The organism is Bradyrhizobium sp. CER78 (assembly GCF_029846235.1).
Classification (GTDB): domain Bacteria; phylum Pseudomonadota; class Alphaproteobacteria; order Rhizobiales; family Xanthobacteraceae; genus Bradyrhizobium.
The window spans coordinates 1-25,044 of the sequence record NZ_JARVWP010000002.1; the positions used below are offsets into that span (position 1 = coordinate 1).

Annotated in this window: 24 protein-coding genes; 9 read left to right on the plus strand and 15 right to left on the minus strand. The window is 64.0% G+C overall.

Features of this window, described 5'->3' with window-relative positions; genetic code table 11:
- Window positions 1–310: 310 nt before the first annotated feature.
- Entirely contained in the window at window positions 311–532 is a 222-nt protein-coding gene (locus QDT69_RS03030; RefSeq protein ID WP_074132431.1) for a dodecin, read from the minus strand.
- Window positions 533–767: 235 nt separating this feature from the next.
- Between QDT69_RS03030 and QDT69_RS03035 the strand changes: the two genes are divergently transcribed.
- Window positions 768–1,349: an HdeD family acid-resistance protein gene (locus QDT69_RS03035; RefSeq protein WP_279705186.1), complete on the plus strand. Its 582-nt coding sequence runs from the start codon at window positions 768–770 to the stop codon at window positions 1,347–1,349.
- Between the two features lie 192 nt (window positions 1,350–1,541).
- Complete coding sequence (locus QDT69_RS03040) at window positions 1,542–1,880, plus strand: hypothetical protein (protein WP_279705187.1); 339 nt, start codon at window positions 1,542–1,544, stop codon at window positions 1,878–1,880.
- A gap of 83 nt (window positions 1,881–1,963) precedes the next feature.
- On the opposite strand, the gene QDT69_RS03045 is transcribed toward QDT69_RS03040, so the two are convergent.
- Both QDT69_RS03045 and QDT69_RS03050 read right to left on the minus strand, forming a co-directional pair.
- Entirely contained in the window at window positions 1,964–2,350 is a 387-nt protein-coding gene (locus QDT69_RS03045; RefSeq protein ID WP_279705188.1) for a hypothetical protein, read from the minus strand.
- Between the two features lie 145 nt (window positions 2,351–2,495).
- Window positions 2,496–3,236 (minus strand): hypothetical protein, encoded by a 741-nt coding sequence (locus QDT69_RS03050; RefSeq protein WP_279705189.1) that lies wholly within the window; start codon window positions 3,234–3,236, stop codon window positions 2,496–2,498.
- Between the two features lie 157 nt (window positions 3,237–3,393).
- On the opposite strand from QDT69_RS03050, the gene QDT69_RS03055 reads away from it, so the two are divergent.
- Window positions 3,394–4,338, plus strand: a complete 945-nt coding sequence (locus QDT69_RS03055) for a dehydrogenase (protein WP_279705190.1) — start codon at window positions 3,394–3,396, stop codon at window positions 4,336–4,338.
- 137 nt (window positions 4,339–4,475) lie between these two features.
- Here the strand turns inward: QDT69_RS03055 and coaA are convergent, their stop codons facing one another.
- The 4 genes from coaA to QDT69_RS03075 all read right to left on the minus strand — a co-directional run bounded on the left by coaA (window position 4,476) and on the right by QDT69_RS03075 (window position 9,151).
- A complete protein-coding gene (coaA, locus tag QDT69_RS03060) occupies window positions 4,476–5,408 on the minus strand; it encodes a type I pantothenate kinase (protein WP_279705191.1) in 933 nt (310 codons plus the stop codon).
- A 137-nt stretch (window positions 5,409–5,545) separates the two neighbouring features.
- Complete coding sequence (locus QDT69_RS03065) at window positions 5,546–7,807, minus strand: xanthine dehydrogenase family protein molybdopterin-binding subunit (protein ID WP_279705192.1); 2,262 nt, start codon at window positions 7,805–7,807, stop codon at window positions 5,546–5,548.
- Complete coding sequence (locus QDT69_RS03070) at window positions 7,804–8,286, minus strand: (2Fe-2S)-binding protein (RefSeq protein ID WP_074130951.1); 483 nt, start codon at window positions 8,284–8,286, stop codon at window positions 7,804–7,806. Before QDT69_RS03070 ends, QDT69_RS03065 begins: the two co-directional genes overlap by 4 nt.
- A gap of 4 nt (window positions 8,287–8,290) precedes the next feature.
- Complete coding sequence (locus QDT69_RS03075) at window positions 8,291–9,151, minus strand: xanthine dehydrogenase family protein subunit M (RefSeq protein WP_279705680.1); 861 nt, start codon at window positions 9,149–9,151, stop codon at window positions 8,291–8,293.
- 462 nt (window positions 9,152–9,613) lie between these two features.
- Here QDT69_RS03075 and QDT69_RS03080 point away from each other — a divergent pair, with 462 nt between their 5' ends.
- Both QDT69_RS03080 and QDT69_RS03085 read left to right on the plus strand, forming a co-directional pair.
- The gene (locus QDT69_RS03080; RefSeq protein ID WP_279705681.1) at window positions 9,614–11,098 is read left to right on the plus strand and encodes an ABC transporter substrate-binding protein; all 1,485 of its coding nucleotides are present in this window, start codon (window positions 9,614–9,616) and stop codon (window positions 11,096–11,098) included.
- A gap of 267 nt (window positions 11,099–11,365) precedes the next feature.
- A complete protein-coding gene (locus tag QDT69_RS03085; protein ID WP_279705193.1) occupies window positions 11,366–11,734 on the plus strand; it encodes a hypothetical protein in 369 nt (122 codons plus the stop codon).
- 434 nt (window positions 11,735–12,168) lie between these two features.
- Here QDT69_RS03085 and QDT69_RS03090 read toward each other — a convergent pair whose 3' ends face one another.
- From QDT69_RS03090 to QDT69_RS03115, 6 genes are all read right to left on the minus strand, one after another.
- Complete coding sequence (locus QDT69_RS03090; RefSeq protein ID WP_279705194.1) at window positions 12,169–12,441, minus strand: hypothetical protein; 273 nt, start codon at window positions 12,439–12,441, stop codon at window positions 12,169–12,171.
- A gap of 676 nt (window positions 12,442–13,117) precedes the next feature.
- Entirely contained in the window at window positions 13,118–13,966 is an 849-nt protein-coding gene (locus QDT69_RS03095; protein WP_279705195.1) for an SDR family NAD(P)-dependent oxidoreductase, read from the minus strand.
- 205 nt (window positions 13,967–14,171) lie between these two features.
- A complete protein-coding gene (locus tag QDT69_RS03100) occupies window positions 14,172–14,861 on the minus strand; it encodes an aspartate/glutamate racemase family protein (protein ID WP_279705196.1) in 690 nt (229 codons plus the stop codon).
- A 137-nt stretch (window positions 14,862–14,998) separates the two neighbouring features.
- Window positions 14,999–16,138 carry an amidohydrolase/deacetylase family metallohydrolase gene (locus tag QDT69_RS03105; RefSeq protein WP_279705197.1) on the minus strand — a complete coding sequence of 380 codons (1,140 nt, stop codon included), beginning with the start codon at window positions 16,136–16,138 and terminating at the stop codon, window positions 14,999–15,001.
- 59 nt (window positions 16,139–16,197) lie between these two features.
- Window positions 16,198–18,144, minus strand: coding sequence for a cyclic nucleotide-binding and patatin-like phospholipase domain-containing protein (locus QDT69_RS03110; protein ID WP_279705198.1), 1,947 nt, complete (start codon window positions 18,142–18,144; stop codon window positions 16,198–16,200).
- A gap of 106 nt (window positions 18,145–18,250) precedes the next feature.
- The gene (locus QDT69_RS03115) at window positions 18,251–19,402 is read right to left on the minus strand and encodes a zinc-binding dehydrogenase (RefSeq protein ID WP_279705199.1); all 1,152 of its coding nucleotides are present in this window, start codon (window positions 19,400–19,402) and stop codon (window positions 18,251–18,253) included.
- Window positions 19,403–19,636: 234 nt separating this feature from the next.
- On the opposite strand from QDT69_RS03115, the gene QDT69_RS03120 reads away from it, so the two are divergent.
- Window positions 19,637–20,164 (plus strand): hypothetical protein, encoded by a 528-nt coding sequence (locus QDT69_RS03120; RefSeq protein WP_279705200.1) that lies wholly within the window; start codon window positions 19,637–19,639, stop codon window positions 20,162–20,164.
- Window positions 20,165–20,195: 31 nt separating this feature from the next.
- Here the strand turns inward: QDT69_RS03120 and QDT69_RS03125 are convergent, their stop codons facing one another.
- Window positions 20,196–21,158, minus strand: a complete 963-nt coding sequence (locus tag QDT69_RS03125; RefSeq protein WP_279705201.1) for an MBL fold metallo-hydrolase — start codon at window positions 21,156–21,158, stop codon at window positions 20,196–20,198.
- A 154-nt stretch (window positions 21,159–21,312) separates the two neighbouring features.
- Between QDT69_RS03125 and QDT69_RS03130 the strand changes: the two genes are divergently transcribed.
- From QDT69_RS03130 to QDT69_RS03140, 3 genes are all read left to right on the plus strand, one after another.
- A complete protein-coding gene (locus QDT69_RS03130; RefSeq protein ID WP_279705202.1) occupies window positions 21,313–22,293 on the plus strand; it encodes an acyl-CoA desaturase in 981 nt (326 codons plus the stop codon).
- Window positions 22,294–22,360: 67 nt separating this feature from the next.
- Window positions 22,361–22,978 carry a PilZ domain-containing protein gene (locus QDT69_RS03135; protein ID WP_021077717.1) on the plus strand — a complete coding sequence of 206 codons (618 nt, stop codon included), beginning with the start codon at window positions 22,361–22,363 and terminating at the stop codon, window positions 22,976–22,978.
- A 334-nt stretch (window positions 22,979–23,312) separates the two neighbouring features.
- Window positions 23,313–23,927, plus strand: coding sequence for a transglutaminase-like cysteine peptidase (locus tag QDT69_RS03140; RefSeq protein WP_279705203.1), 615 nt, complete (start codon window positions 23,313–23,315; stop codon window positions 23,925–23,927).
- 220 nt (window positions 23,928–24,147) lie between these two features.
- Here QDT69_RS03140 and QDT69_RS03145 read toward each other — a convergent pair whose 3' ends face one another.
- Complete coding sequence (locus QDT69_RS03145; RefSeq protein ID WP_279705204.1) at window positions 24,148–25,032, minus strand: class I SAM-dependent methyltransferase; 885 nt, start codon at window positions 25,030–25,032, stop codon at window positions 24,148–24,150.
- Between the last annotated feature and the right edge of the window lie 12 nt (window positions 25,033–25,044).

Consider the following 25,044-nt stretch of genomic DNA (forward strand, 5'->3'; position numbering starts at 1 on the left):
CGCATTCGGTGATGAACGAGATGGCGGCCCCAGCGTCGTGCGGCAGGCGAGATTTGGGGCAATGGGTCCTGGCCTTCGCCAGGACGACGGTGAGGACGGATCTCGACTCAAGACGTAAAACACGGGGCGTCATCACCCGCGAAAGCTGGTGATCCAGTATTCCAGAGGCAGCAGTGCTTGAGCCGAGAGGCCGCGGCGTACTGGATCGCCCGGTCGAGCCGGGCGATGACAGGTGAGGATGGGATGGGTCTCGCTGCGCTCTACATGCTGCAGGCTGGAGAATAGGCAGCAGCAAGTTGCGGGAGGCCGCTTACTCCAGCGTGAAGCCGACGCGCAGCGTCACCTGGTAGTGCCGGACCTTGCCGTCTTCGATATGGCCGCGCGTCTGCACCACCTCGAACCATTTCATTTCCCGGATCGTCTTCGACGCGCGGCTGACGGCGTTCTCGATCGCCGCCTCGATGCTCTTGTCCGATGATCCGACCAGTTCGAGGATCTTGTAGACGTGGTCCTTGTCGTGAGTGGCAGGCATGTCGACCTCCTCTGTGGATGCGCGATCCGGACAGTTTGCAGTCCAATCCGGACAGTCTGTCGTCTGCTACCGGCTGCCGTCGAAACAATGCTGCGCGGCAGCACGCCGGACGAATTGAATCAACGTGTCGCGGCGCCTTTGGTGCCACCATGCATTTCGTGCCACCTTGCGCCTGCCCTTGTCCGCGCGCTCACCTATGGTAGCATGAAATGGTTCAGCATTCGGGAGCGATACGATGTCCACAGCGTCCAGCTCACCCGCCACACCTCCTCACAGCCTCGGATCCGGGCTTGCCAACCTTCGCGCGAAGTGGGGCTGGATCGTCGCCCTTGGCGTGATCTACCTGATCGCCGGCGTGCTCGCCTTCGGCAGCGTGTTGTTCGCCACCGTCGTCAGCGTGCTGTTCGTCGGCGCCATGATGATCGTCGCGGGCGCCGCCGAGATCGTGAACGCCTTCCAGTTCAAGACGTGGGGCAAGTTCCTGTTCTGGCTGCTGCTCGGCGCGCTTTATGTCATTGCGGGATTCATCACCTTCGAGAATCCGCTGCTCGCGGCGGCGACGCTGACGCTGTTCCTCGGCATCGCGCTGGTAGCCTCCGGCATCGTGCGGATCTTCCTCGCGTTCGGCATGAACTCGGCGGCGCCGTGGGGCATGGTCGCGATCTCCGGGCTGATCACGCTCGTGCTCGGCGCCATGATCCTGGCGCACTGGCCAGTGTCGAGCCTCTACGTGCTCGGCATCTTCCTCAGCGTCGACCTGATCTGCGCCGGCGTCAGCTGGATCAGCATGGGCATGGCGTTGAAGCAGCGCACCTGAACGCGCAAAGCGCAGGCAAGGCCGCCTGCGAAAACTGAGCCTCCAGCGGAAGGCGCGCCCCTTCGCGCCTTCACGTTGTCGTGTCCGCATCGCAAAATCGCGGCTTCCCGCTCGAACCCACTTCCATCAGGCCCCGTCCAATTTTGTGAGCGGGCCATTCCGGTTTCGCCGAACCGAAGGATGGAATTTCCTATGTCGATGCGATCAAGATTATCAGCAGCAACGTTGTTCACCGTTGCGACCACCACCGCGTTCGCTGCAGCCGCCGTGCTGGCCACCACCGTCGCCACGACGGCGCTGACGACCACCGCAGCCCATGCATTTCAGCCGCGTGTCGTTCCACCCTGCAGTTTCTTCCTCTTCACGGAGGGATGCGGGCAGTCTGGTCCACAAGCCGATCCAGGTCGCGCGCGCAACCGCGACATCTCGCCGGCCTACATGAAACAGTCCGATCCGCGCTACAATCAGAGCCTGCTGAGCGCAGGCGGAGGTGGTGGCGGAGGAGGCGGTGGTGGTGGCGGCGGCCGCTAGCATAACCCGCCGAAAACCTCGCACGCGGAGAGATGGCGGGTTACGCGTGCGCTAACCCGCCCTGCTCTGCTCCTCGCAACTCCTCAGGGCTGCGCGAGGTGCCAGGCGCCGTTGAGGAAGCCGTCGCCGGTGATGTCACCGGTCTTCTGGTCCTTGGCGAAGGTATAGAGCGGCTTGCCTTTGTAGGCCCACTGCTTCGAGCCGTCGTCGCGCGAGATAATGGTGTAGCCGCCCTCGGCCTTGTCGCTGGCTTCCGCCTTCAGCACCGGCCAATTGGTCGCACAGGGGCCGTTGCAGGCCGACTTGCCGTCCGTGTCCTTGTCGAAGGTGTAGAGCGTCATGCCCTTGGTATCGGTCAGGACGGAACCCTTCGCGGTGGTTCCGGTCTTGGTCGGCGGCGCGGCAAAGGCGGCAGACGCGAGGGCGAACGAAGCGGCGGTGGCGAGCGTGAGTGCGAGCGTTGTCTTCATGATGTCTCCCTTTCGAATGCAAATGGCTTGCATGCGTAAGGACGCGCGAAGGCCTGCACTATTCCGCCGGCGGTGCGGAAACAATTTCCGGCCGAGCGATTGACGTGAGGGGAATAAAGCCGAGAGCGCGTGCTGATACCGGCTGCTATCGCCTGATCTCCTCGGCCGCGCGCACCAGCGGGCGGTCGGAGAGCTGGATCGGGCCGGAGAACGGCGTGCTCATTTCGAGGATCAAATAGATCGCGGCCGCGACCAGCGCCGCCGCGGCGACATAGGTCGAGATCACGACCGCGTTGCGCGGCGCTCGAAAGCCCAGCGTCGCGAACATCAGCGTCAGCCATCCGACCAGAATGCAGATCAGCGGTGACGGGAACGAACCGTCGGACTGCTCGACAAAGGTCCAGCGCTGCTGCACCGCCTGGCGATAGACCGACCGGGCGTCGTTCCACAGCGCGATCTTCTGCTCGTCGTTGAACTTCAGCTCGCGAAGACTGTTGCCGACCTCGTCGAGCAGATGTTCGGACATCTCGTTCGCGCGTGAGATCGGGGTATCCTTGAGCGCCTGCTCGACATAGGCGAGCAACCGCCGGCGCGGCTCGTCGGCGCTGGGGCCGAGCGGTCGCAAGCTGCGGTCGAGCAGGATGAGGTCGGTGGCGAACACGTGCAAATTGCGGTCGACCGCCACATAGGTGTTGGCCGAGTTGTTCATCATCAGGCCGAGCAGCAGCGACGGCATGGTGAAGAACAGCGTCGCGACCAGGCGCACCGAAATATTGGTCTCGTCGCTGCGGTGATGGTCCTGGAGCCGGCCATGGATCGCCATGGTCCCAAGCGCGGCGCCGCCGAGCAGCATGAAGATCAGGATGGCGACGACGACTGCAACCACGGCTTGCGGAGACCTGCGAGAGAATCAGGTGCGCAGGATAGCAAGGGGCGCGGTGCGGCGCATGTCCGGTTGACTAGCCTTCCCCACGCGCTATCCAGTCCGGTGCGGCTTTGGCGCGCTCCGGGAGGCGCGCAAGGGCGCTTGAGGAGAGAACCACGTGCATATTGTCGACGACAGCGAGGTCAACCGCGTCCTGAGCTTTCCGATCCTGATCGAGGCGATCGAGGCGGCGCACCGGCGGCCGAAGATCGCGGTGCATGACGGCTATCTCGGCGACGACAAGGGCCAGCAGCTGGTGACCCGCAGCGCGGTCGATGCCGGCCGCTTCATGATGACCAAGCTCTACACCAGCTTCCCGGGCAACCTCGCGCACGGCAAGCTGCCGGCCGTGCAGGCGGTCTGCGTGCTGTTCGACGGCAATGACGGCCGGCCGCTCGCGGTGATGGACGCCGCAGAGATCACCCATTGGAAGACCGCCGCGGATTCCGCGCTCGGCGCCAAGCACCTCGCACGGCCGGATGCCGAGACGCTGCTGGTGGTCGGCGCCGGCGAGATGGCGCGCTGGCTGGTGCGCGGCCACCGCACGGTGCGGCCGTCGTTGAAGCGGGTCCAGGTCTGGAACCGGACCGTCGAGCGCGCGCAAGAGCTCGCCACGCTGCTGGAGGCCGACGGCATCGCCGCCGCGGCGGTCACCGATCTCGATGCCGCGACCGGCGAGGCCGACATCATCACCACCTGCACCCGCTCGCGCGAGCCGCTGGTCAAGGGCGCCAATTTGAAGCCCGGCACCCATCTCGATCTGGTCGGCGGCTTCACCCCCGACACCCGCGAGTCCGACGATGAGGCGGCGCGGCGCGCGCGCATCTTCGTCGACCGCCGCGAATCCGCCTTCGACGGCGTCGGCGACATCCTGCAGCCGATCGCCAGCGGCGCGATCAAGGACAGCGACGTGCTCGGCGATCACTACGACCTCGCCGGCGGCATGGTGAAGGGCCGCTTGTCGGATAGCGACATCACCTTCTTCAAGAACGCCGGCGGCGGCCATCTCGATCTGATGACCTGCGAGACGGTGTTCGCGCAACTGGGGACGGAATTGCGGTAACGACGAGAACGTAGGGCGGGTTAGCGAAGCGTAACCCGCCACCACTCGATCCACGGAAAGACGGCGGATTACGCCTTCCGCCTTCGCTCCTTGAGCTACGGCGGACGCGGTCGCCTAATCCGCCCTACGTCTTCACTCTACGTCTCCCGCAGCCAGACCTCACCGATCGAATGATCGGGGCGCTTGCGCAGCACGACGTCGGCGCGCGTCCGCGTCGGTAGGATGTTCTCCCTGAGATTGGCGCGGTGGTGCTCGCGCCACAGCCGCTCAGCGACCTCGCGCGCGTCGCCGGGCGGCAGGTCCCGGTAATGGTGGAAATAGGAGGCGGGATTCCGGAACGCGGTCGGCTGCAGCCTGAGGAAGCGCTCGACATACCAGGACTGGATGTCGGCCTCGTCGGCATCGAGGTAGATCGAGAAGTCGAAGAAATCCGAGACCACCACCGGCGCCGTGCCGCGCGCCAGCAGCATATTGAGACCCTCGAACACCAGGATATCCGGCTCCTGGATGACCTGGCGTTCCGACGGCACGATATCGCCGATCAGATGCGAGTACACCGGCAGCTCGAGCTCGCGTTCACCTGCCTTTGCGGCGGCGAGAAACCGCAGCATCCGCGGCAGGTCGTAGCTCTCCGGAAAGCCCTTGCGCCGCATCAGGCCACGTTCTTCCAGAACGCCGTTGGCGTGCAGGAAGCCGTCGGTCGTCACCAGCGCGACCCGCGGCTGGTGCGCCCAGCCGGCCAAGAGCGCACACAGCACACGCGCAAAGGTGCTCTTGCCGACGCCGACGCTTCCGGCCAACGCCACGATGTAGGGCGAACGGCGCGCCGGCCGGCCGAGAAATTCCGCCTTGACCTGCATCAGATTGCGCGCCGCCGAGAAATGCAGGTTCAACAGCCGCGTCAGCGGCAGGTAAACGTCGCTGACCTCGGCTGACGTAATCGGCCCGTTGAGGCCGCGAAGCGCGACGAGATCGGCATCCGACAGCGTCAGCGACGTGCTGGCGCGCAGCGCCGCCCAATCGCTCCGGCTGAAGATCATGTAGGCGGACAGCTCGTCGGGGTGGGTCATTCTTCGATCTTGCCGAGGCAAAGACTGCCACGTCAATGGCCCACAACCATAGGGCGGGTTAGCGAAGCGTAACCCGCCGCAGCTCGATGCGAGGAAGCAATGGCGGGTTACGCTAGCGCTAACCCGCCCTACGCCCCCTACTCGGCGGCCTGCTGCGTCGGCGGCGCATCCAACACCGCCGACACCTTCGGCGGCGACATCGGCAGGCTGTAGAAGCGCTTGCCGAGCGCGTTGTGCACGGCATTGGCGACCGCGGCCATGACCGGGACCAGCGGCACTTCGCCGACGCCCTTGACGCCCTGTGGGTGCTTCGGGTTCGGCACCTCGACCAGCGCGCAGTCGAGCATCGGCAGGTCGGAACAAACAGGCATGCGATAATCGAGGAAGCCCGGATTATCGACCTTGCCGTCCTTGTTGTAGATGTACTCCTCGTTCAGCGCCCAGCCGATGCCCTGCGCGACGCCGCCCTGCAGCTGGCCCTCGACATAGCTCGGATGCACGGCGCGGCCGACATCCTGCACGGCGGTGTAGCGGATCACACGCACGATACCGAGATCGACATCGACCTCGACGTCGCAGATATGGGTGCCGAAGCCGCCCTCGGCGCCTTGCGTGTTGAGCTGCACGCTGGCGCCGATCGGGCCGCCCTGCGAGGGCGCCTTCTCGGCAAGGTCCGCGAGCGTCAATGGCTCGAACTGGCCGGCATTCGGGCTGACCGGATGCGCGGCGCCGTTCTCCCACTTCACGGCTTCAGGATCGATCTCCCAGAGCTTCGCCGCGCGCTCGCGCAAGGTCGCGATCACCTTGTCGGCGGCCTGCGTCACCACCATCGAGGAGGCGAACAGCACGCGGCTGCCGCCGGTGAGGTTGGAGAAGCCGACCGTCTGCGTGTCGCCGATGATGACGGAGACGCGCTTGTAGTCGATGCCGAGCAGCTCGGCGCAGATGTTGGCGATGCCGGCGCGCGAGCCGCCGATGTCGGGATGCCCCGTCGTGACAACGACGTTGCCGTCCTCGGTGATGTTCACTTGAGCGGACGATTCACCGCCGGCATTGAACCAGAAGCCGCTAGCCACACCCCTGCCCTGCAGCTTGCCGAGCGGCGCGGCATAATGCGGATGGTTCTTCGCAGCCTCCAGCGTCTCGATATAGCCGATGCGCGGAAACACCGGGCCATGCGCAGCCTTGGTGCCTTCCTTCGCCGCGTTCTTCAACCGCAGCGCCAACGGATCCATCTTCAGCGCTTCGGCGAGTTCGTCGAGCACGCATTCCACTGCGTAAGCGCCGATCGGCGCGCCGGGCGCGCGATAGGCCGCGACCTTGGAGCGGTTGGAGCAGACGTCGAAGCCTTCCGACAGCACATGCGGAATGTCGTAGGGCGCAAAGCTGCACCCGACCGCACCGCGGATCGGCGAGCCGGGGAAGGCGCCGGCCTGCAGATAAAAGCTGCCATGGGCGGCGACGATGGTGCCGTCCTTCTTCGCGCCGATCTTCACCGTGCTCTTCGAGCCCGAGGTCGGGCCGGTGGCGCGCATCACCTCCTCGCGCGTCATCACCATCTTCACCGGACGGCCGGATTTCTTGGCGAGCAAGGTCGCGAGCGGTTCGAGGTAGACGATGGTCTTGCCGCCGAAACCGCCGCCGATCTCGGCGGGGATGGCGCGGATGTCGCTCTGCGGGATGCCCGTCAGCATCGACGTCATCGCGCGCACCATGAACTGGCCCTGGCTCGACGACCAGATCGTGGTCTTGCCGTCGGCCGCGACCGAGATCAGGCAGGCATGCGGCTCGATATAGCCCTGATGCACCGGGCGCGTGGTGAAGGAGCGCTCGATCACGATTTCGGCGTCCTTGAATCCCTGCGCGATGTCACCCTTCTTGGATTCGATGCGGCCCATGATGTTCGAGGGCTTGCCGTCGAATTTGTTGAACTCGTGCAGGATCGGTGCGTCGGGCTTGAGCGCATCGTCGATCTCGATCGCCCAGGGCAGCACCTCGTAGTCGACCTCGATCAGCTTGCAGGCTTCCGCTGCGATCGCCTCCGTGGTCGCGGCGACGGCGGCGACGGGGTGGCCAGGGAACAGCGCCTTGTCGCGCGCCATCACGTTGCGGCACATCCAGCGCATGTCCTGGATGCCGAGCATCACGGCGCCCTTCTCGATCGTGAAGTCGACGATGTCGCGCGAGGTGACCACCGCTTTCACGCCGGGCAGCGCCTCGGCCTTCGCGGTGTTGATCGACTTGATGCGGGCGTGCGGATGCGGGCTGCGCAGCACCTTGCCCCAGATCATGCCGGGCATCGTGGTGTCGGCGGCGAACGCCGCGCGCCCGGTCACCTTGTCGACGCCATCGGGCCGGATGGTGCGCTGGCCGATCCATTTGTTGTTGACGACGTTCATCGTGCAGTCTCCCGCATTTCAGCGGCGGTCTCCATCACCGCCCGGACGATCTTGTCGTAGCCGGTGCACCGGCAGAGATTGCCGGCGAGCCAGAAGCGAACTTCCTCTTCGGTCGGATTGGAATTTTTCGCGAGCAGCGCCTCGGAGGCGACCAGCATGCCCGAGGTGCAGATGCCGCACTGGAGCGCGGCATGCTCGAGGAACTTCTGCTGCAACGGATGCAGCTTCTCGCCCTTGGCCATGCCCTCGATGGTCCTGATTTCGTGGCCCTCGGCCTCAGCCGCGAGCATCAGGCAGGAGCAGACCAGGCGGCCGTCGAGCGTGATCGAACAGGCGCCGCAATCGCCGGACGAACAGCCTTCCTTGGAGCCGGTCAGCCCCAATTGCCCGCGCAGCGCGTCGAGCATGGTCTCATACGGCTCGCACAGGAATTCGACCGGCTCGCCGTTGACCGAAGTGGTGACGTGGAGTTTCGGCATGATGCTAATGTCCTCCCGCGCGCTGGGCGGCGATCGCGGCGGTGCGCTTCAGCAGCACGCCGGCGGTTTTGATGCGATACGCGATGGTGCCGCGCTTGTCGTCGATCGGACGGCAGGCCGCGCGGCATGCCGCAGCGGCGGCTTCCAGCGCCGCATCGTCAAGCTTCGAGCCCACAAGCGCTTGCGCTGCGGGCGCGACCAAAAGCGCAGTCGGCGCCACCGCGCCAAGGCCAACACGGGCCGCGGTGCAGACGCCGTCCTTTAACGTCAGGCTGACGCCGATGCCGACCACCGCGATGTCCATCTCGGTGCGCGGAATCATCCGCAAATACGCGTCGCCAGAACCCGCAGGTCGCGGCGGAAGTGCAAAGCTGACCAGAATCTCTCCCGGCTTCAGGTTGGTCCGTCCCGGTCCGGCCGGCACGTCCTCAACTTTCATCTCGCGGCGGCCGTTCGGCCCCTGCACGGTGACGACGGCACCCGCCGCGATCATCGCCGGCACGCTGTCGCCGGCCGGCGAGCCGTTGCAGAGATTGCCGCCGGCGGAGGCCCGGCCCTGCACCTGCTTGGAGCCGATCAAATTGACGGCCTCGAGCACACCGGGCCAGACCTTGCCGAAGCGCGGGTGCTCGGCGAGCTCCATGCCGGAGACGGCGGCACCAACGCGGAAACCGCCATCGGCCGTCTCGGTGATTTCGGTCATCTCGCCGATCTTCTTGATGTCGACGATCAATCCCGGCCGCACCAGGCCGGAGCGCATTTGCACCAATAAGTCGGTACCCCCAGCCATAATGCGGGCGGCACTCCCGGCGGCAGCAAATGCGCCAATCGCTTCATCAAGCGTGCGCGGTGCTACGTATCGGATATCGGTCATGACGGTTCTTCTTGTCTCCCTCGGCTGCTCGTTCGCGCTGCTTGTTCCCTTAAGGGGATATGGCCTTATTGCTGGCCGGCAGGACCATCAGCCTACACGGCGGATCAGGGTCCGAACAGCCTGCGAGGTGCGGCAGGAAGCGCAGGCTCCTATGCAGGATGCGGACTTGTGCGGTGCCGGCGATGGCGCGCGCCGCGGCCGCGGTCATCGAACGTTCACCTGACCAATCCAGGAAACCTGGCGCCAGACCGGTGGCGCGGCCCTTGCTTGCTTTCAACAACGAATTCGTGAAGCATGCCGGCGCAACGACAGATCGGGAGATGGTGAATGGCGGATGTTTCGCGCAGGACACTCCTCAAGCTCGCGGCCAGCGTGCCGCCGGTGATTGCGGCCCCGGCCATCCTGTCATCGCGCGCCGGCGCCGCGGCCAAGGGCAAGACCATCACTGCGGTGATGCATTCGGACCTGCGCATCATCGACCCCGGGTTCACCACCGCATACATCACCCGCGACCATGGCTACATGGTCTACGACACGCTGCTCGGCATCGATTCCAGCTTCAAGGTCCGGCCGCAGATGGCGGACTGGACCATCTCAGACGACAAACTGACCTACACCTTCACGCTGCGCGAAGGCCTGAAATGGCATGACGGCGCGCCCGTCACGGCCGAGGACTGCATCGCCTCGCTGAAGCGCTGGACCGCCGTCGACGGCATGGCGCAGAAGCTGGCCGAATTCACGGCTTCCCTCGAAGCCAGCGGGCCGAAGACCATCGTGCTCAAGCTCAAGGAGCCCTATGGCCTGGTGCTGGAGTCGCTCGCAAAGCCGTCGTCCTACGTCGCGTTCATGATGCCGAAGCGGCTCGCCGAGACGCCGCCCGGCAAGCAAATCGCCGAACAGATCGGCTGCGGACCGTTCAAATTCGTGGCCGCCGAATTCCAGCCGGGCGTGAAGGCGGTCTATGAACGCAACGCCGACTATGTGCCGCGCAAGGAAAAGCCGGATTGGCTGTCGGGCGGCAAGGTCGCAAAGGTCGATCGCGTCGAATGGATCACGATGCCGGACGCGCAGACCGCGATCAACGCGCTGCAATCCGGCGAGATCGATTTCCTGGAACAGCCGTCGGTCGACTTGCTGACGGTACTCGAGGCCAATTCCGATCTCACCGTGGCCGTGCTGAACAAGTTCGGCTTCCAGATCGAGGGCCGGATGAATTTCCTGCACCCGCCGTTCGACAACCCCAAGGTCCGCCGCGCCGCGTTCCTGGCGATGAACCAGAAGGACGTGCTCGACGCCACCGTCGGCAACGCGAAGTTCTACGAGATTTGCGGCTCCTATTTCGCCTGCGACACGCCGCTCGCCAGCGACGCCGGCGCGGAGACGCTGATCAAGGGCAACGGCATGGCCGAGGCCAAGAAGGCGCTCGCCGCCTCGGGCTATGACGGCACGCCCGTCGTGATCATGATCCCCGGCGACGTGCAGACGCTGAAGGGGCCGCCGACGGTCGCAGCGCAACTGTTGCGCGCGGCCGGCTTCAATGTCGACGCGCAGGTGACGGACTGGCAGACCGTGGTGAGCCGCCGCGCCAGCCAGAAGCCGCCCAAGGAAGGCGGCTGGAACCTGTTCTTCACCTTCACCGGCGCCACCGAAGTGATGAACCCGATCGTCAATAACCAGATCGCCGCGAACGGCAAGAAAGCCTGGTTCGGCTGGCCCGAAGACGCCAAGCTCGAGCAGATGCGCGACGCCTACGCGCGCGCCGCCTCGCCGGAAGAGCAGAAGAAGTTCGCGGTGGAGATCCAGAAGGAAGCCTACGAGCAGGTGATCTACATCCCGCTCGGCCAGTTCCGCTTGCCGAGCGCCTGGCGCAAATCGCTGACGGGCGTGCTCGAAGGCCCGGCGCCGCCGGTGTTCTGGAACGTCGACAAGACCGAATAGGATCGGCGCGCTGCAAAATATCGAAAAACAACCCCATGCAAAGGAGCCAGCGGCCACCGGCGTTCGACCAGGCGACTGGCGACTTGACACGTCGGGCAAATCAGGAGCATATTTCCAGTATTCCGAAATTTCACTCGCGCTCGCCGGCGATTGCTCCAGGGCGTCTGCGCCGCCGAGCGGACGTCGGACCTTGTGATAACTCCCTTTGCCCCCACGAACATTCGGTTTAGTGGTTCTCGGTCAGGTCTTACAAGGCATGCCGACATCATGATCGAGCTTCGTTCGCCGATTAAGATTGAGCCCGATCCACGAGGTGGCTGGCAGCTTATCCTTTGGGCGGGCGATGCCTTCGACTACACAACACCATTCCGTGCACTGCTCGGCGACATAGCGGAAGCTCTTGGGCAAGACCGTCAAAACGATCTGCAGCTACCACCATATGAGGTGGGAGAGGACTTCGTCGAAGGGACGCTCCGGTTCGGAAGCACGCCACTTGGAATATATTATGAACACTCCCTGAGCTATCTTGCGCTTATGAGCGATAGCGAAGGCACCCTGCGGGATGTTGCTGGCCGCATTCAGAAGAGCGTCCAAGCAGCCTCGCATCCAGCGCCTAACTTGTCATCTCAAGGCTGACCATAACGTCCTCGCCAGTGCGAGCGGCCTCATACAGTCGCCTTTTCTCAACCGCAGACGAAATCGCCGCGATCAGCTCGGTCACGTCCGGCCCAAGATGGCGGGCATTCACAACTCTGACGACGTAAGGAGGCTCGACAGCATTGATACCGCCCGTCCCCATCGAATCCACAAATGCATTGACGCTCGAGCCGTGCCATCCGGCGCCCCGATTGCGATTTTGAGCGCGCTGACAAAATCATCAGACGTACTCCATTCACTTGCGTCCAGCTCGAGCATTCGCATTTGATCACACCAAGCGGCCTCTTTGACAGCCTCTTGCATAGTACGCCAGGCAGTGGACGTCGTCTCTTGGCCCAGAACGCACCTTTCCGGGCGGCATTGACCCACGTCGCCTTTTGGACCCAAAGCGGAAGTTCAGTGGGCGCCCCCAGCTACGACGCCGTACCAAGTGCTTTTATTGATGCGATGACCGTCCTAGCGCGCGCGGGATCAAACCAGCCAAAGCCCATGTGCACGGTCTCAGCCCATTCGAGATACTTCATCAGAGCCTCGTCGGTCGCATTCTCGCGAACCATGGCAGCGATAGTACCGACATAGCCATCGTATTCATCGGCAGGGCAGCCGCCAATCGGATCCCACTGCTGGTTCAGAATATTTCTGATCTGACCGCGCCAGATACGAGAAGCTTCTTTGTCTATCGCCATAGACGCGATCCTCAGCTTGGGTAGCAGCATCTTTCATATCAGGTTAAGTTTGCCATGTCCGCTCTTGCGCCCGCAGGCCACATGCGGCCGTGCGCAGGCACCGGCGAGCGCTGGGAACCGTTCGGACCGATGGTCGCGGATTGACCCTGCTGCGCGCGGAATAGTGAATGGATCGGCGGCGCGTTTGTCGCGCGTCGCCGCCTCCCTTCACCTCTCCCGCTTGCGGGGGAGGTCGCATTGCATCGAAGATGCGATGCGGGTGGGGGCTCTCTCGACGACGTGACTCGCGGAGAGAGCCCCCACCCCGGCCCTCCCGCGCAAGCGGGAGAGGGAGTACAGCGTCGTTGTGGTCGCTAGCTCGACCTCATCGCATGATCGCCGCCTCACTGCCCGTTGGTCCGGCGCGCGGCCTTCGGGGCCTCATCCTTCAGCTTCTCCAATGCGCCGGGCATCATCTGCCCGAACATCGAGCTCAGCATCGCGGTCGGGATCAGGCCGGCGCTGTTGCCCTCCTGGCCCTGCCGCCCGACATCAGGAATTGCGGCACCAGCAGCTGGTTGATCTGCGTCAGTGCTTCGGCGAACTTCGCGAAGTTCTGCTCGGCAAGCCGGTATTCCGGCCCGCCATAGGCTGCGATTGCGCATCATTCGCAGCAGCTGGTGGACGGGCCGCGCGCTCAACGTTTCGGGTTGCGCCCGCGGATCTGATCAAAGCCTTGCTTGATTGCGGCGAAGCGCGCGTCGACCACCGGTTCGAATTCGAGGTCGGTGAAGATATAGGGCCAGTCGTTTTCGACGCCCTCGCGGACGAGTTCACCGACATACATGGGATCGATGCCCTCGGAGATGCGTTGCCGGACCTGATTGATCCGCTCGGCAAGCGGGCCCGATGTCGGCAAGGCGCGGACCGCCCCCTCGAAGCGCTTGGGCAGGTTGCGCCCTGAGTTCACGATTTGCGTGCGAATGAACCCGGGACACAGCACCGATACGCCGATCCCGCGTGGCGCGAGTTCAGGCCGCAGGCCCTCGGACAGCGCGACGACGCCATACTTCGAAACGTTGTAGGCCGTGCTTCCCCCTGAAATGATTCCAGCGAGCGAGGCCGTGTTGACGATGTGTCCACCCTCGCCATGCTGCTCGATCAACGGCCCGAAAATCTCGATCCCCCAGATGGTCGCCATCAGGTTGACGCCCAGGGTCCAATTCCACGACGCGTCGGTCCAGGTGCCATAGGGCCCACCGCCGCCGACGCCCGCGTTGTTGACCAGGATATGCACCTTGCCGTAGCGGGCCGTCGTGGCTTCGGCCGCCGCCACGAGTTCGGCCTTGAGTGAGACGTCCGCTTTCACGCCATCGACATCGACATTGGTGCGCCTCAGTTGCTCGAGCGCCGCGGACAGAGCCGCGTCTTCAATATCGCAAAGCATGACTTTCGCGCCCGCCTGGGCAAAGGCGGTCGCGATCCCCAACCCAATACCTGACGCCGCGCCGGTCACGAACGCGGTCTTTCCTGCCAGTTCCTTCACGCGCATTCTCCCCCGTGCAAGCGGACACCCTTGGCCGTAAAACGCCAGGCATCTCGAGACGCCATATCACCGCACTTTCAAGCGATTGGAAAGTGTGCGGGATGTCCCCCAGCTGACCTTGGCTCAGAGGGTTGCAATTTCCGCCTTAGAAGGGAGGCCGACCCTGTTCATACTGGCGTCGTGGTCGGCTTGTGACCCGAACCGGTCATTCCAGCGCGTGGTCCAACACCGCTTTGCAATGTATCAGCGTCGTGTCGAAAACCGGCATCTCGACATTGCCTTCATTGAGCAGCATTCCTACCTCTGTGCACCCCAAAATCAGGCTGTCGGCCCCCGACGCAGCAAGCCGCTCAGCGATTGCTACATAGGCCGCTCTGCTCTGTTCGGTCGTTACGTCCTTGCAGAGCTCCTCGTAAATGATCCGGTGTGTTTCCGCTCGATCGCCGGGATTTGGGATGACGGGCTTAAGACCGGCGGCAATCAATCTATCGGTATAGAACGACTGCTCCATCGTGAAGGAGGTCGCCATCAAACCAGGCGTCCGAAGCCCCTTCGTCTTGATTGCATGTGCGGTCGCGTCAGCGATGTGAACAAACGGGATATGAACTCCCGCCATCATCTCATTCGCAAGCTTGTGCATGGTATTCGTTGCCAAAACAATGACCTGTGCGCCTCCGCGCTCCAGCGCCCTGGCCCCCTCGTTGAGAATAACTCCAGCGGCCGTCCAATCGCCCTTCATCTGGAGGGTTTCGATCAGAGCAAAATCAAGAGAGCGGATCAGCAACTCGGGAGAGTGAAGTCCGCCAAGCCGCTCCCGCGTCATCGTGCATAGCTCGCGGTAGTAAATTTGGGTCGAAGCCGCCGACATTCCGCCCAGTATGCCAATGGTCTTCATGTACGTTCTCTGGATGATTGCGGCCCAGCATAACACTTGATTGCGACTTCCGCTTCTGGGCCCTTAGCCGACATCGATTCAGACCGCCTTCGATGTCGGCTTTTTGAGGGAGAAGTCGATGCGGATTCTTTGAGCGCCTACCTCGGATGCCACCAGCGTCCAGCAATCACGACGCCTTCGGATGCGATCTTGCGGTCGCCGGTCAGGTGTTCGCCGACCACGTCGACATAATCGAACTGGCCTTCCTTGATCGAGAGCAGCGTGGCGTCGCCGACGCTGCCCGGCTTGAGGCTGCCGAGCTCCGGCCGCCGCAGCGCCATCGCGGCATTGACGGTGGACGCCGCGATCACGTCCGGCAGCGGCATCCCCATGCAGAGGAATTTCGACATCGTCGTCACCTGATCGAACGCCGGACCGTCGATGCAGAGCTGATGGATGTCGGACGAGATGGTGTCGGGATAAAAGCCGTTGGCGAGCATCGCGCGCGCGGTCTTGAAGGCGAACGAGCCCTTTCCATGGCCGATGTCGAACAGCACGCCGCGCTCGCGCGCCTCCAGCACGCTCCCCTTCACGGTGCCCTGCGCGGTCGCCGGCGTGTTGGGGAACGGACGGAAGGCGTGGGTCAGCACGTCGCCCGGACGCAGCCGCGCCAGCACCTCCTCATAGCTCGGCGGCGGATGGTCGATATGTGCCATCAAGGGCATGCCGACCTGCTCCGCCACTTCGAGCGCGATCTCGAGCGGCACCAGCCCCGAGGTGCCCGAGGCGAACAGACCGACGCGCACCTTGATGCCGACGATGAGGTCGCGGTTCTCGTCGGCGACGCGCGCGGCATCGACCGGATTCATCAGCCGCAACTCCTCGCTCTCGCCGACCATCACCCGGTCCGAGAAGCCGAAGATGCCGGCATGCGAGACGTGCAGATAGGCGAGGATGCGAACCTGGCTCGGCTCGATCACATGCTTGCGGAATCCGGCGAAATTGCCGGGGCCGGCGCTGCCGGTGTCGACCGAGGTGGTGACGCCGGACGCGCGGCAGAATTCCTCCGCGTCGATGCCGAGCGAGGTGCCGCCCCAATAGACGTGGGTATGCAGGTCGATGATCCCCGGCGAGACGATCAGCCCGGAGACGTCGCGCACGTCGGTCGCGGGCTCGGCGGCCAGTCCCTTCCCGATCGCAGCGACCTTGCCGCCGGCAAAGGCGACGTCGGTCACCGCATCGAGCTTTTGCGACGGGTCGACCACTCGTCCGCCGCGCAGAATCAAATCGAAAGGCATCGTGTTCTCCGGATTTCAGTCCGGCACGATGGTCGACTTCGGCGGCGCCTGCAAGCGGCTCAACCGACACGGGCCTGATGGGAAACCGGCGCGGTCGCCGTCGTCACCTGATCCGCGCTCTTGTCCGTGTCCTTTTCCGCATCCTTGTCTCTATTCTTGGCGAACGCGACGATCGCCGCAATGGCGGGGTTGTGCGCGGCCTCCGAGGCAGCAATGGTTTCGTGGGCCCAGCGGTATGACGATTCGAAAATCTCCTGATGGCGGTCGAAATCGGTCACGTCGATACCATCGGGCGTCGGCGGGCGCATCACCAGGTCGAGCGGCGTGGTCGGCAGCGTGTCGTAGCGCTGATGCGCGACCAGGCTTCGCCACAACACATTGACAGCACTCGGCGCGGCCGGAAGCGACTTCCGCCGGAACGGCAACAGCAGGGTCGCAAGCAGCTCGAACCTTCCCGGCAGCGCGGCGTAGTCGACGTCGAACATCTCGGTTGCCGGCTCGCCGAAATGGACCACCAGGTTCGGGCCGCTCTTCATCTGGTGCATCTGCGCCAGCGGAACGTTGTCGACGAGGCAGCCGTCGACCAGCATCGAACCGTCCTTTGTATAGAACGGCGGCAGCAGGCCGGGAATGGCGCTCGATGCGCGCACCGCCTGCCAGAGCAGGCCGGTTCGGATCAATTCGAGACTGTGCGTCGACAGATTGGTGGCGACCGCCGCGAACGGCCGCCAGCAATCCTCGATCCGGCAATTGTGGCCGTACTGATCGGCAAGCGCCGCATCGAAGGCCTTGTGGTCCAGCAGTGCATAGCGCGGCCAGGTCGGGCGGCGGAAGCTGCGGCTGGAGACGAAGATCTCGTGCGTGCCGCGCTCGAGATGCTCGGCGTCGTAGTTCTTGGCAAAGCCCGCCGCCATCGCCGAACCGACGCTGGTGCCGACGAAGATGTCGAACATGGCGCCGCGCTCGCGAAAGGCCTTGTAGACCCCGACATGCGCGGTGCCGAGGCTGCCGCCGCCGCCGGCGACGAACCCGACGGCGCGGCCGCACAGGAAGCGCACCAGGCTGTCGATATCGATCTGGTCCTCGAGCGCGACATGGTGGTGCATGAAGCAAGGCAGCCGCGCGAGCCAGGCCGCGGTGCCGCTGACCTCGTTCCGCCTGATGTCATGAACGCGCACCAGGCGCCGCGCCGACGCCGGATGCACGGCGCAAGCGAAGCTCTCGAGCTCGGTCAGATCAGGCGGCGGCGCCGGACCGCGGCAGGCGAACACGACAAGGTCGGCCTGGCGGATGGTCTTGCGCGCCCATTCCGATGCTTCGGAGCCGCCGAAATAGGCCACCAACGGCGCGTCGTACTCGATCCGGTTGAGCCAGTCGGCGACCTCGGAGGCGTCAAGCGTACGGCCGGGAAACATCGCCTGCACGCGCGCGAGGTCGACGATCTCGGCACCGGCGGCGGCAAGGCCGTGGCGCAGCCTTTGTTCAAAGGCAGCCGGCACCGGCTCGCGTCCCCCCGAGATCAGCGCGACGGTGCGCGCCTTCGGTGACGCCCGGACCGGCAGCAGCCGCGCGGTCTGGATGGCAAACCGCTGCGCCAGCGCGGCCAGCAGCGCCTCGACGATCCCTGGCGTTTCCTCGACAAGCCGCGCATAGGCCGCCCGCGTCAGCACCAGCACGCTGCTGTCGCGGATCGCGATCACATTGGCGGTGCGCGGGATGTTGGCGAAGAAGCCGATCTCGCCGACCAGTTCGCCGGCGCGCAGCTCCGCAATCGGCTCGGGATGATCGGTCCGGTGCACCGCGAGCGCGCCGTGCAGCACCAGGAATAATGCATCCGAAGCACCGCCCTGCTCGACCAGCAGCTCGCCGCGCACCAGATCGCGCCGGGTCATCGCGCCAAAGGCGATCAGCCGCTGCTCCGCGCTGAGCGTCCTGAACAGCGCGAAGTCCTCGGACAGGTTTCCCCACGCAAATGTTGCACGCGGCGGCACGCGGTTCGACTGCATGATCAGATGTTAGCGCCGGGCCGTCGTCCCGGCGAGCGATATCAGACCATGATCGGCAGCACCCGGCCGCTATTCCCTTGGGAGCACTGCAACAGGAATAGCGACCTCATCCGACCAGTTCCGGCCACGGCACGATGGTCGACTTCACCGTCTTCATCGCCATCGCGTCCGCGACCGCCTGCGCGACGCCGTCCTCGGTGAACGGATAGATCGTCTGCATGTCGAGCCAGGGATACTTGTCGCGGGCGCGGTAGAGCATGTCGACGCCGAGCGGCAGATCGTTGCCGGTGAAGCCCCAGGAGCCGAGCACGTTGAGGTCCTTGGTGCAGATGCGGTGCCACGACGTATCGATCGAGCCGGCATCGGTGAACTGGCCCATCTCCACGTAAGTGCCGCCGTCGCGCAGCATCTCGATGCCCTCGGGGCCGGCGGTCGGATGGCCCGAGCAGTCCATCACGAGATCGGCGCCGAAGCCGCCGACGATGTCGCGCACCGCCTTGATGCGCTCGTCCGGCGTCTTGAGCTGCTCGATGTCGACGGTCGCCTCGGCACCGAACTTGCGCGCCAGCTTGAGCCGCGGATTTTCCGGCGCACCGACGCAGATCACGCGCCCTGCCCCCATCTCCTGCGCAGCCGCCACCGCGAGGATGCCGATCGGCCCGGAGCCCTGGATCACCACCGTGCCGCCCCAGGAAAAGCCGCCGGCACGCGTGGCGCGGTTGAAGGCGCGGATGCAGGAGGTCAAGGGCTCGGAGAGCGCACCCAGCCGCAGCGACATGTCGTCGGGCAGTTTATAGATCTTGGTGCCGGGCAGCATGTCGAGATCGACATAGACATATTCAGCCCAGCCGCCCCACATGTGCGGCGCTTTGTCGAAGCCGAGATAGCGGCCGTAATAGACCGGCGTCAGGCACTTGTTGGCGCTCTCGGGATAATGGATGCAGTAATAGCAGCGGCCGCACGGCATCAAGGGCGGGATCATCACCTTCGATCCCACCTCGAGCGGCTTGCTCATGAAGTCTTCGGTGAACTCCGGGCCGCATGCGACGATTACGCCCCCGAGCTCATGGCCGAGCGTGAATGGCCATGGCAGCGGCTTCGGCCAATGTCCCTTCAGGATGTGCAGGTCGGTTCCGCAAACCCCGCAGGCGCCGACCTTGATCAAGGCCGCCTTTTTGCCGATTTCCGGCCATGGCACGGTCCGGATTACGGGCTTGGCTCCAGGTCCATCATGCGTGCAGACGCGGATCTGCTCCATCGGTTCGCTCTCCCTGTCCTTGTCGTTGGGCCGGGTACGGCCGCACCGAGTTTAGGTCAGGACGATTGGGATGTCATGAATGCCTGCCATGAAGGTCGTCACGACTGACCTTGGCGGGACGAGGCGCTTCAAGTCTTGACGGGAGTATTTTTCCGCAAGGAAGCATCGCAAGAAACCATCGATTGTGAACGCAGCTGAGTGCGCAGAAGTTAGTAGCATTGCGGGGACGACACCATGAATGCAGGTATCGAAGGTATCGTTGGCATGTACGTCAAGTTGGGCGAACTGGACACGCTGCAACGCATGAAGGAGCATCGGCAGAACCTGCTGGAGCAATGCGTCGATACGGCGAATTTCAGCTTCGACGTGACGCGATCGATCTACCGAAGCGATCTCGAGGTGATCGAGGCCGGCATCGAGAGCCTCTCAAGCGAGGTCACCGGCCATGTCGACGTCTTCAACGAGAACAGGATCGCGGGCTGGGCGTTGTACGACCAGCATCCCGACAAACGGGTGACGATCGATATCTATTTCAACGGCGAACTCGTTGCCGAAGTCGTCGCCGATCAGTTCCGCAAGGACCTGCTCAAGCTCAACAAGGGCGACGGGCACCACGCCTTCATGTTCGAGCCGCCCGCCGGGTCCTATCAGCCGCCCCTGCAGCTCGAGATCCGCGCGGCGAAACGCAAGGTGCTGAAAGCCGTGACCGTTGAACCGCCGGCGGTGACGGTCGAGCCGGCCGTGGACGCCGAGGCCAAATAGCCTCGCCGCGTTCGCTTTCACGCAGGCGCTGTCACTTCAGCGCGGTGCCGTCGGGGGCAAAGCCCTCGACCTTGTCGGTGATCACGAACGACATCAGATCGTGCCCGATCACCAGCGGCCCCTGATAGGTCGTGCGCGTCCGCTTCAGCAGGACGTCCTCCGGCACGTCCTGGGTCGGCGGCTGGCTCGCGAACACGATGTGCGAGTAGACCGCAAGCTTCGGCTTCGCCTCTGCGAATATCGTGCCGGCCTCTTCCGGCGAGGTGTGATGGTTCTCGATCGCCCGGTAGTTCGGATAGGCCTTGAACAGGTCGGGGTCGATGACCGCGACCTCATGGATCAGGAGGTCGGCGCCCTCGGCGGCCTTCGCCACCCGCTCGTCCGGCTTGGTGTCGCCCGACAGCACCACCTTCTTGCCGTCATACTCGACGACATATCCGAACGACGGCTTGATCTTCTCGCCGTGATTGACCTCGATCGCGGTGACCTTGACGCCGTTCTTCTCGTAGACCGGGCCCGGCTCGATATCCTTGGCCGCGAAGGCGACACCCGAAGGCGGATAGTTCTCGTCGTCGATCCGGATGCGGATGTCCTCGGAGAATGCCTTGGTGAGATTTTCGGTCATCGCCACCGTGCCTTTCGGTCCGAAGATCACCATCGGCGTCTTGCGCGAGCCGAACGGCGTGCCGATCCATCCCGTCAACCACATGTCGGGAAGGCCGACGACGTGGTCGGAATGCAGATGGGTGATGAAGTGCGCCGTGATCGCGCCGATCGGGATCTTCCGTTGGAACAGGCGGATCGTCGAGCCGCGCCCGAGATCGAAGATCAGCTTCTCCGGCCCTGCCTCCACCAGCGTCGCGGCGCTGAAGCTGGAGAGCCGCGGCGTCGGCGTGCCGGTGCCGAGCAACGTGACGCGCATCTCGACGGCACGTGCCATGCCGCAACCTGCGAGGATCGCCGCCACAAGTGCAAGCCACGGTTTCAGTCGCATGATTGAACGTCTCCACCCCATGAGCCTACTCATCGTCGAGGCTAGGTGAACTCGCCGGGGTTGCCAATGCCTGCTGCGACATGACGGACGGGCGCGGCGGATTGACAGTAACGGCAGCTCCACCCCAAGCTGCGGCACAATCTCAGGTTACGGAATGAAGCTACAGCCCGGCTCCGAACGAATCTTCGCGGACGAGCGCACCGACCCGCTGGATGGATGCGTGCAATGGGCACCGGCGAAGTCGCTGTGGCTCGGCAGCATGACCGCAGTCGCGATCATCTTCGGGCCGCTATTGTTCTCGTGGAGCGCATTCGCGCTGTTCATCGTGACCAGTGCGATCACCCTTTGCTTCGGACATTCGGTCGGCATGCACCGGCGCCTGATCCATGCGAGCTTCGACTGTCCGCTCTGGCTCGAGCGGCTCTGCGTCTATCTCGGCACGCTGGTCGGGATGGCCGGCCCCTACGGCATGGTGCGGCTGCACGATTTTCGCGACTGGGCCCAGCGTCAGGCGGCCTGTCACGCCTATTCCTGCCACGCGGCCGGCTTTTGGCGCGATGCCTGGTGGCAGCTGCACTGCAGGCTCGTGCTGAAGCACCCACCACTGTTCCGGCTCGAACCGCGGCTCGCCGGTGATCGCTTCTATGCATTCGTCGAGCGAAGCTGGATGTGGCAGCAACTGCCCTGGGCGCTGCTGTTCTTTGCGATCGGCTCGTGGAACTGGCTGGTCTGGGGCATCTGCGTCCGGGTCGCGGTCTGCGTCACCGGTCACTGGCTGATCGGTCATTACTCGCATCGCAAGGGCGGACAGACCTGGGTTATCGAGGGCGTTGCAGCCCAGGGCTACAATGTCGGCATCGCCGGGCTGATCAGCATGGGCGAAAGTTGGCACAACAATCACCACGCCTATCCCGGCTCCGCGAAGCTCGGGCTGCTGCCGGGTCAGATCGATCTCGGCTGGTGGCTGATCAAGGCATTCGAGGCGGCAGGTCTCGCGCGCAACATCAAGACGCCGGAGAATCTTGCGCCGCGCCCGGGCGCGCGCCGCGTCGACGGCCCTGATGACGCCGGTACGGCGCACGCGAACGTCGCTGACGCTCTCGCTCCGTGTCCGGGTTCCATTTCACAACCGTAACGCCCCGTTAACCCTATCAGCTTTAGGGTCATCGGGGCTCCGAATGGACGGTGGCCGGGTTGTCGTGATGTCGTTTGCACAGAAGAAAACTAACGTCGTCCCCGTAGCCGAGGAGCGGCGCCGCTTCCAGCGCGTCAAGGTGCACCTGCTCGGTCGCTACATGCTGCCCGACCGGCGCGAGTTTCCCTGCCAGATTATCAACATGTCCCCGGGCGGCCTGGCGCTGCTGGCGCCCGGCATCGGCAATGTCGGCGACCGCGTGATCGCCTATCTCGACCATATCGGCCGCGTCGAGGGCCGTATCACCCGCATCATCGACAACGGCTTTGCCATGACGATCGGCGCCACCGCGCGCAAGCGCGACAAGCTCGCCGCCCAGCTCACCTGGCTCGCCAACCGCGACATCCTCAATCTGCCCGAGGATCGCCGCCATGATCGTATCGTGCCGCGCAACCCGATCGCCCTGCTCACCCAGGAAGACGGCACGCGGATGACCTGCCGCATCATCGACCTTTCTCTGTCCGGTGCGGCCATTGCCGCCGAGAACCGCCCGCCGCTGAAATCGCTGGTGATGCTCGGCCGGGTGCAGGCCCGCGTGGTGCGAAACCTCGAGGAAGGCTTCGCGCTCGAGTTCGTCCACGAGCAGTCCGCGGAAACCCTCGAAGAGAGCGTTACCGCGAGGTAAAGCGAAAAACCGCTCAAGACCCCCGTTTTCAGCCCGCGAAGGCGGCCTCCGGTGCACCCGGTGGCCGCCTTCGCCGCGTTTGGCCCGGCACAATCGGCGGTTAACAGCCGCGCCGTCTGGCGCAACAAACCGCGCTGCCGCAACGCTTGCCGCGTTAATGCATAAAATTTGAATCAATTGCAGTTGTTTCAAATTTTGTGCGAATTCGATTCAAGTACAGATCGAATTCGCCGCAGCTTTTAGCAGTATTCGCGTCAAATCTACTTTGCGTACTTAGCGGCGGCGCAAAAGCTTTGTGCGAAACGTGGTCCCAACAAGAAGAACGGGGGCTACGATGTTTGGGTTCAGGGGACAGGGGAAAGGTTTGGCGGTTGCCGCCATTCTGTTTGCGACGTGCGTGTCGGCCAAGGCCGGCGACGTGGTCTACGCCAGCCTGGGTGACGTTGCGCGTTCGCCGATCGGCTGGGTCGAATTCTGCGCCGACAATCCGGCCGAATGCCGCGGCGGCGCGACGCAACCACGCGACATCGTGATGTCGCAGACCGCTTGGCGCGACCTCGTGCGGGTCAACAAGTGGGTCAACGAATCCATCAAGCCGATGACCGACATGGATCATTGGGGCGTGATCGAGAAATGGTCGTTGCCGACCGACGGTTACGGCGACTGCGAGGACTACGTGCTCCTGAAGCGCAAGATGCTGATGGATGCCGGCTGGCCGCGCGAGGCGCTGCTAATCACGGTGGTCCGCGACAAGAAGGGCGAAGGCCACGCAGTGCTGACGGTGAAGACCGACAAGGGCGAGTTCGTGCTCGATAACCAGAACGAGAGCATCGTCGCCTGGACGGAGACCGGCTACCGCTTCGTCAAGCGGCAATCGCAGAGCGATCCCAATGTGTGGGTCTCGCTCGGTGACAGCCGCCCCGCAATTTCAACCGCAAGCTCACGCTGAGCGGCAACAAGGAATCAAGTTCGCGACCCGGTCACATCCCCACCCCTCCCCGTCCCAGACCGGTTCGCGCGCGGCCAGGCTTCCCCCAAAGCCTGGCCGCAACCTTTTCAATGGCACGAGGGGCGCGACAAATGATCCCGTGTGGACACCGCTCGGCAGCTGTTTGAGCGTGCTTGCCGAATGAATCGGCAAATGCGTCGATTCTTGTCCGGGGTCTGGCTTACCGCGGCGAGCGGCATTCCATGTAGTGCTGCGCTTCGGTCGAGGCCTCCTTGATAATCTCGAGTCCGCAGGAGGCTGCCCACTCACGCAACTCATCCCGTTCGTACCGGAACGCGAACGGCGGGTGATACCAGTCGAAGTTCACCAGATCGCAGTGCTGCTCGGAGAACGCCGGATTGTGCCAGCACTTGATGAAGTGATTGTAGATGAAGGTCTGGACGTCATAGCTGCCTGCCTTGATGCCAAGGAACGGCAAATCTTGCTCGATCGTGATCTGGCCCTTGGTGCGCTGCAGATCTCGCCCAAGCGCCGTCAGCTGGTTCGCGGTCGCAAACGCCTCGTCATTCGGCATCGGAATGATCGCTGCCCGCAAGGCATCATCGACGGCCTCACGCATCGGCGCCTTCTTGGCGTAGGCGGTAATGGCGATGGTGCCGCCGGGCGCGAGTTGTCGCACCAACGTGTCGAATGTCGCGCGCGGATCCGGCGTGTGATGGATGGCCGCACGGCAGATGACAAAGTCGAACGGCTGCCGTGTCGGTAGTTCACGCGTGATGTCATGCTTGAGCAGAGTAGCAACCCCGTATCGATCGATCGTATCAAGCGCACCGTGAATATCGGCACCGACATATTCGAGCTTTGCAGGCACCGGGGTTGCCGCGAGTTGATTGAGGATGTCACCAAATCCGCAAGCGGCATCGTAGACCGACGTCGTGCGCTCTGACGCCTGCTTGCGAATGCGCTCGAACAGTTCGGCCCACGGCAGTTGCCGGCTCGGCATTGCCTTCGCCGCTTCAGCATTCTGCTGAACGAACGACCTGAAGTTCAAATCGCTCGACCACTGCTTCGTGTAGTGGTTGGCCGTCTGCTCGTTGTCACTCATACCGTCTCTCCT

Excerpts from the sequence above, each read along its gene's own strand:
- QDT69_RS03035 (WP_279705186.1), top strand. The coding sequence starts at position 768 with ATGTCCACAGCGTCCAGCTCACCCGCCACACCTCCTCACAGCCTCGGA.
- QDT69_RS03080 (WP_279705681.1), top strand. The coding sequence starts at position 9,614 with ATGCATTCGGACCTGCGCATCATCGACCCCGGGTTCACCACCGCATAC.
- QDT69_RS03125 (WP_279705201.1), bottom strand. The coding sequence starts at position 21,158 with ATGCGACTGAAACCGTGGCTTGCACTTGTGGCGGCGATCCTCGCAGGT.
- QDT69_RS03135 (WP_021077717.1), top strand. The coding sequence starts at position 22,361 with ATGTCGTTTGCACAGAAGAAAACTAACGTCGTCCCCGTAGCCGAGGAG.
- QDT69_RS03090 (WP_279705194.1), bottom strand. The coding sequence starts at position 12,441 with ATGGCGATAGACAAAGAAGCTTCTCGTATCTGGCGCGGTCAGATCAGA.
- QDT69_RS03140 (WP_279705203.1), top strand. The coding sequence starts at position 23,313 with ATGTTTGGGTTCAGGGGACAGGGGAAAGGTTTGGCGGTTGCCGCCATT.
- QDT69_RS03120 (WP_279705200.1), top strand. The coding sequence starts at position 19,637 with ATGAATGCAGGTATCGAAGGTATCGTTGGCATGTACGTCAAGTTGGGC.
- QDT69_RS03070 (WP_074130951.1), bottom strand. The coding sequence starts at position 8,286 with ATGCCGAAACTCCACGTCACCACTTCGGTCAACGGCGAGCCGGTCGAA.
- QDT69_RS03040 (WP_279705187.1), top strand. The coding sequence starts at position 1,542 with ATGTCGATGCGATCAAGATTATCAGCAGCAACGTTGTTCACCGTTGCG.
- QDT69_RS03115 (WP_279705199.1), bottom strand. The coding sequence starts at position 19,402 with ATGGAGCAGATCCGCGTCTGCACGCATGATGGACCTGGAGCCAAGCCC.
- QDT69_RS03065 (WP_279705192.1), bottom strand. The coding sequence starts at position 7,807 with ATGAACGTCGTCAACAACAAATGGATCGGCCAGCGCACCATCCGGCCC.
- QDT69_RS03110 (WP_279705198.1), bottom strand. The coding sequence starts at position 18,144 with ATGCAGTCGAACCGCGTGCCGCCGCGTGCAACATTTGCGTGGGGAAAC.
- QDT69_RS03105 (WP_279705197.1), bottom strand. The coding sequence starts at position 16,138 with ATGCCTTTCGATTTGATTCTGCGCGGCGGACGAGTGGTCGACCCGTCG.
- QDT69_RS03085 (WP_279705193.1), top strand. The coding sequence starts at position 11,366 with ATGATCGAGCTTCGTTCGCCGATTAAGATTGAGCCCGATCCACGAGGT.
- coaA (WP_279705191.1), bottom strand. The coding sequence starts at position 5,408 with ATGACCCACCCCGACGAGCTGTCCGCCTACATGATCTTCAGCCGGAGC.
- QDT69_RS03030 (WP_074132431.1), bottom strand. The coding sequence starts at position 532 with ATGCCTGCCACTCACGACAAGGACCACGTCTACAAGATCCTCGAACTG.
- QDT69_RS03130 (WP_279705202.1), top strand. The coding sequence starts at position 21,313 with ATGAAGCTACAGCCCGGCTCCGAACGAATCTTCGCGGACGAGCGCACC.
- QDT69_RS03045 (WP_279705188.1), bottom strand. The coding sequence starts at position 2,350 with ATGAAGACAACGCTCGCACTCACGCTCGCCACCGCCGCTTCGTTCGCC.
- QDT69_RS03145 (WP_279705204.1), bottom strand. The coding sequence starts at position 25,032 with ATGAGTGACAACGAGCAGACGGCCAACCACTACACGAAGCAGTGGTCG.
- QDT69_RS03100 (WP_279705196.1), bottom strand. The coding sequence starts at position 14,861 with ATGAAGACCATTGGCATACTGGGCGGAATGTCGGCGGCTTCGACCCAA.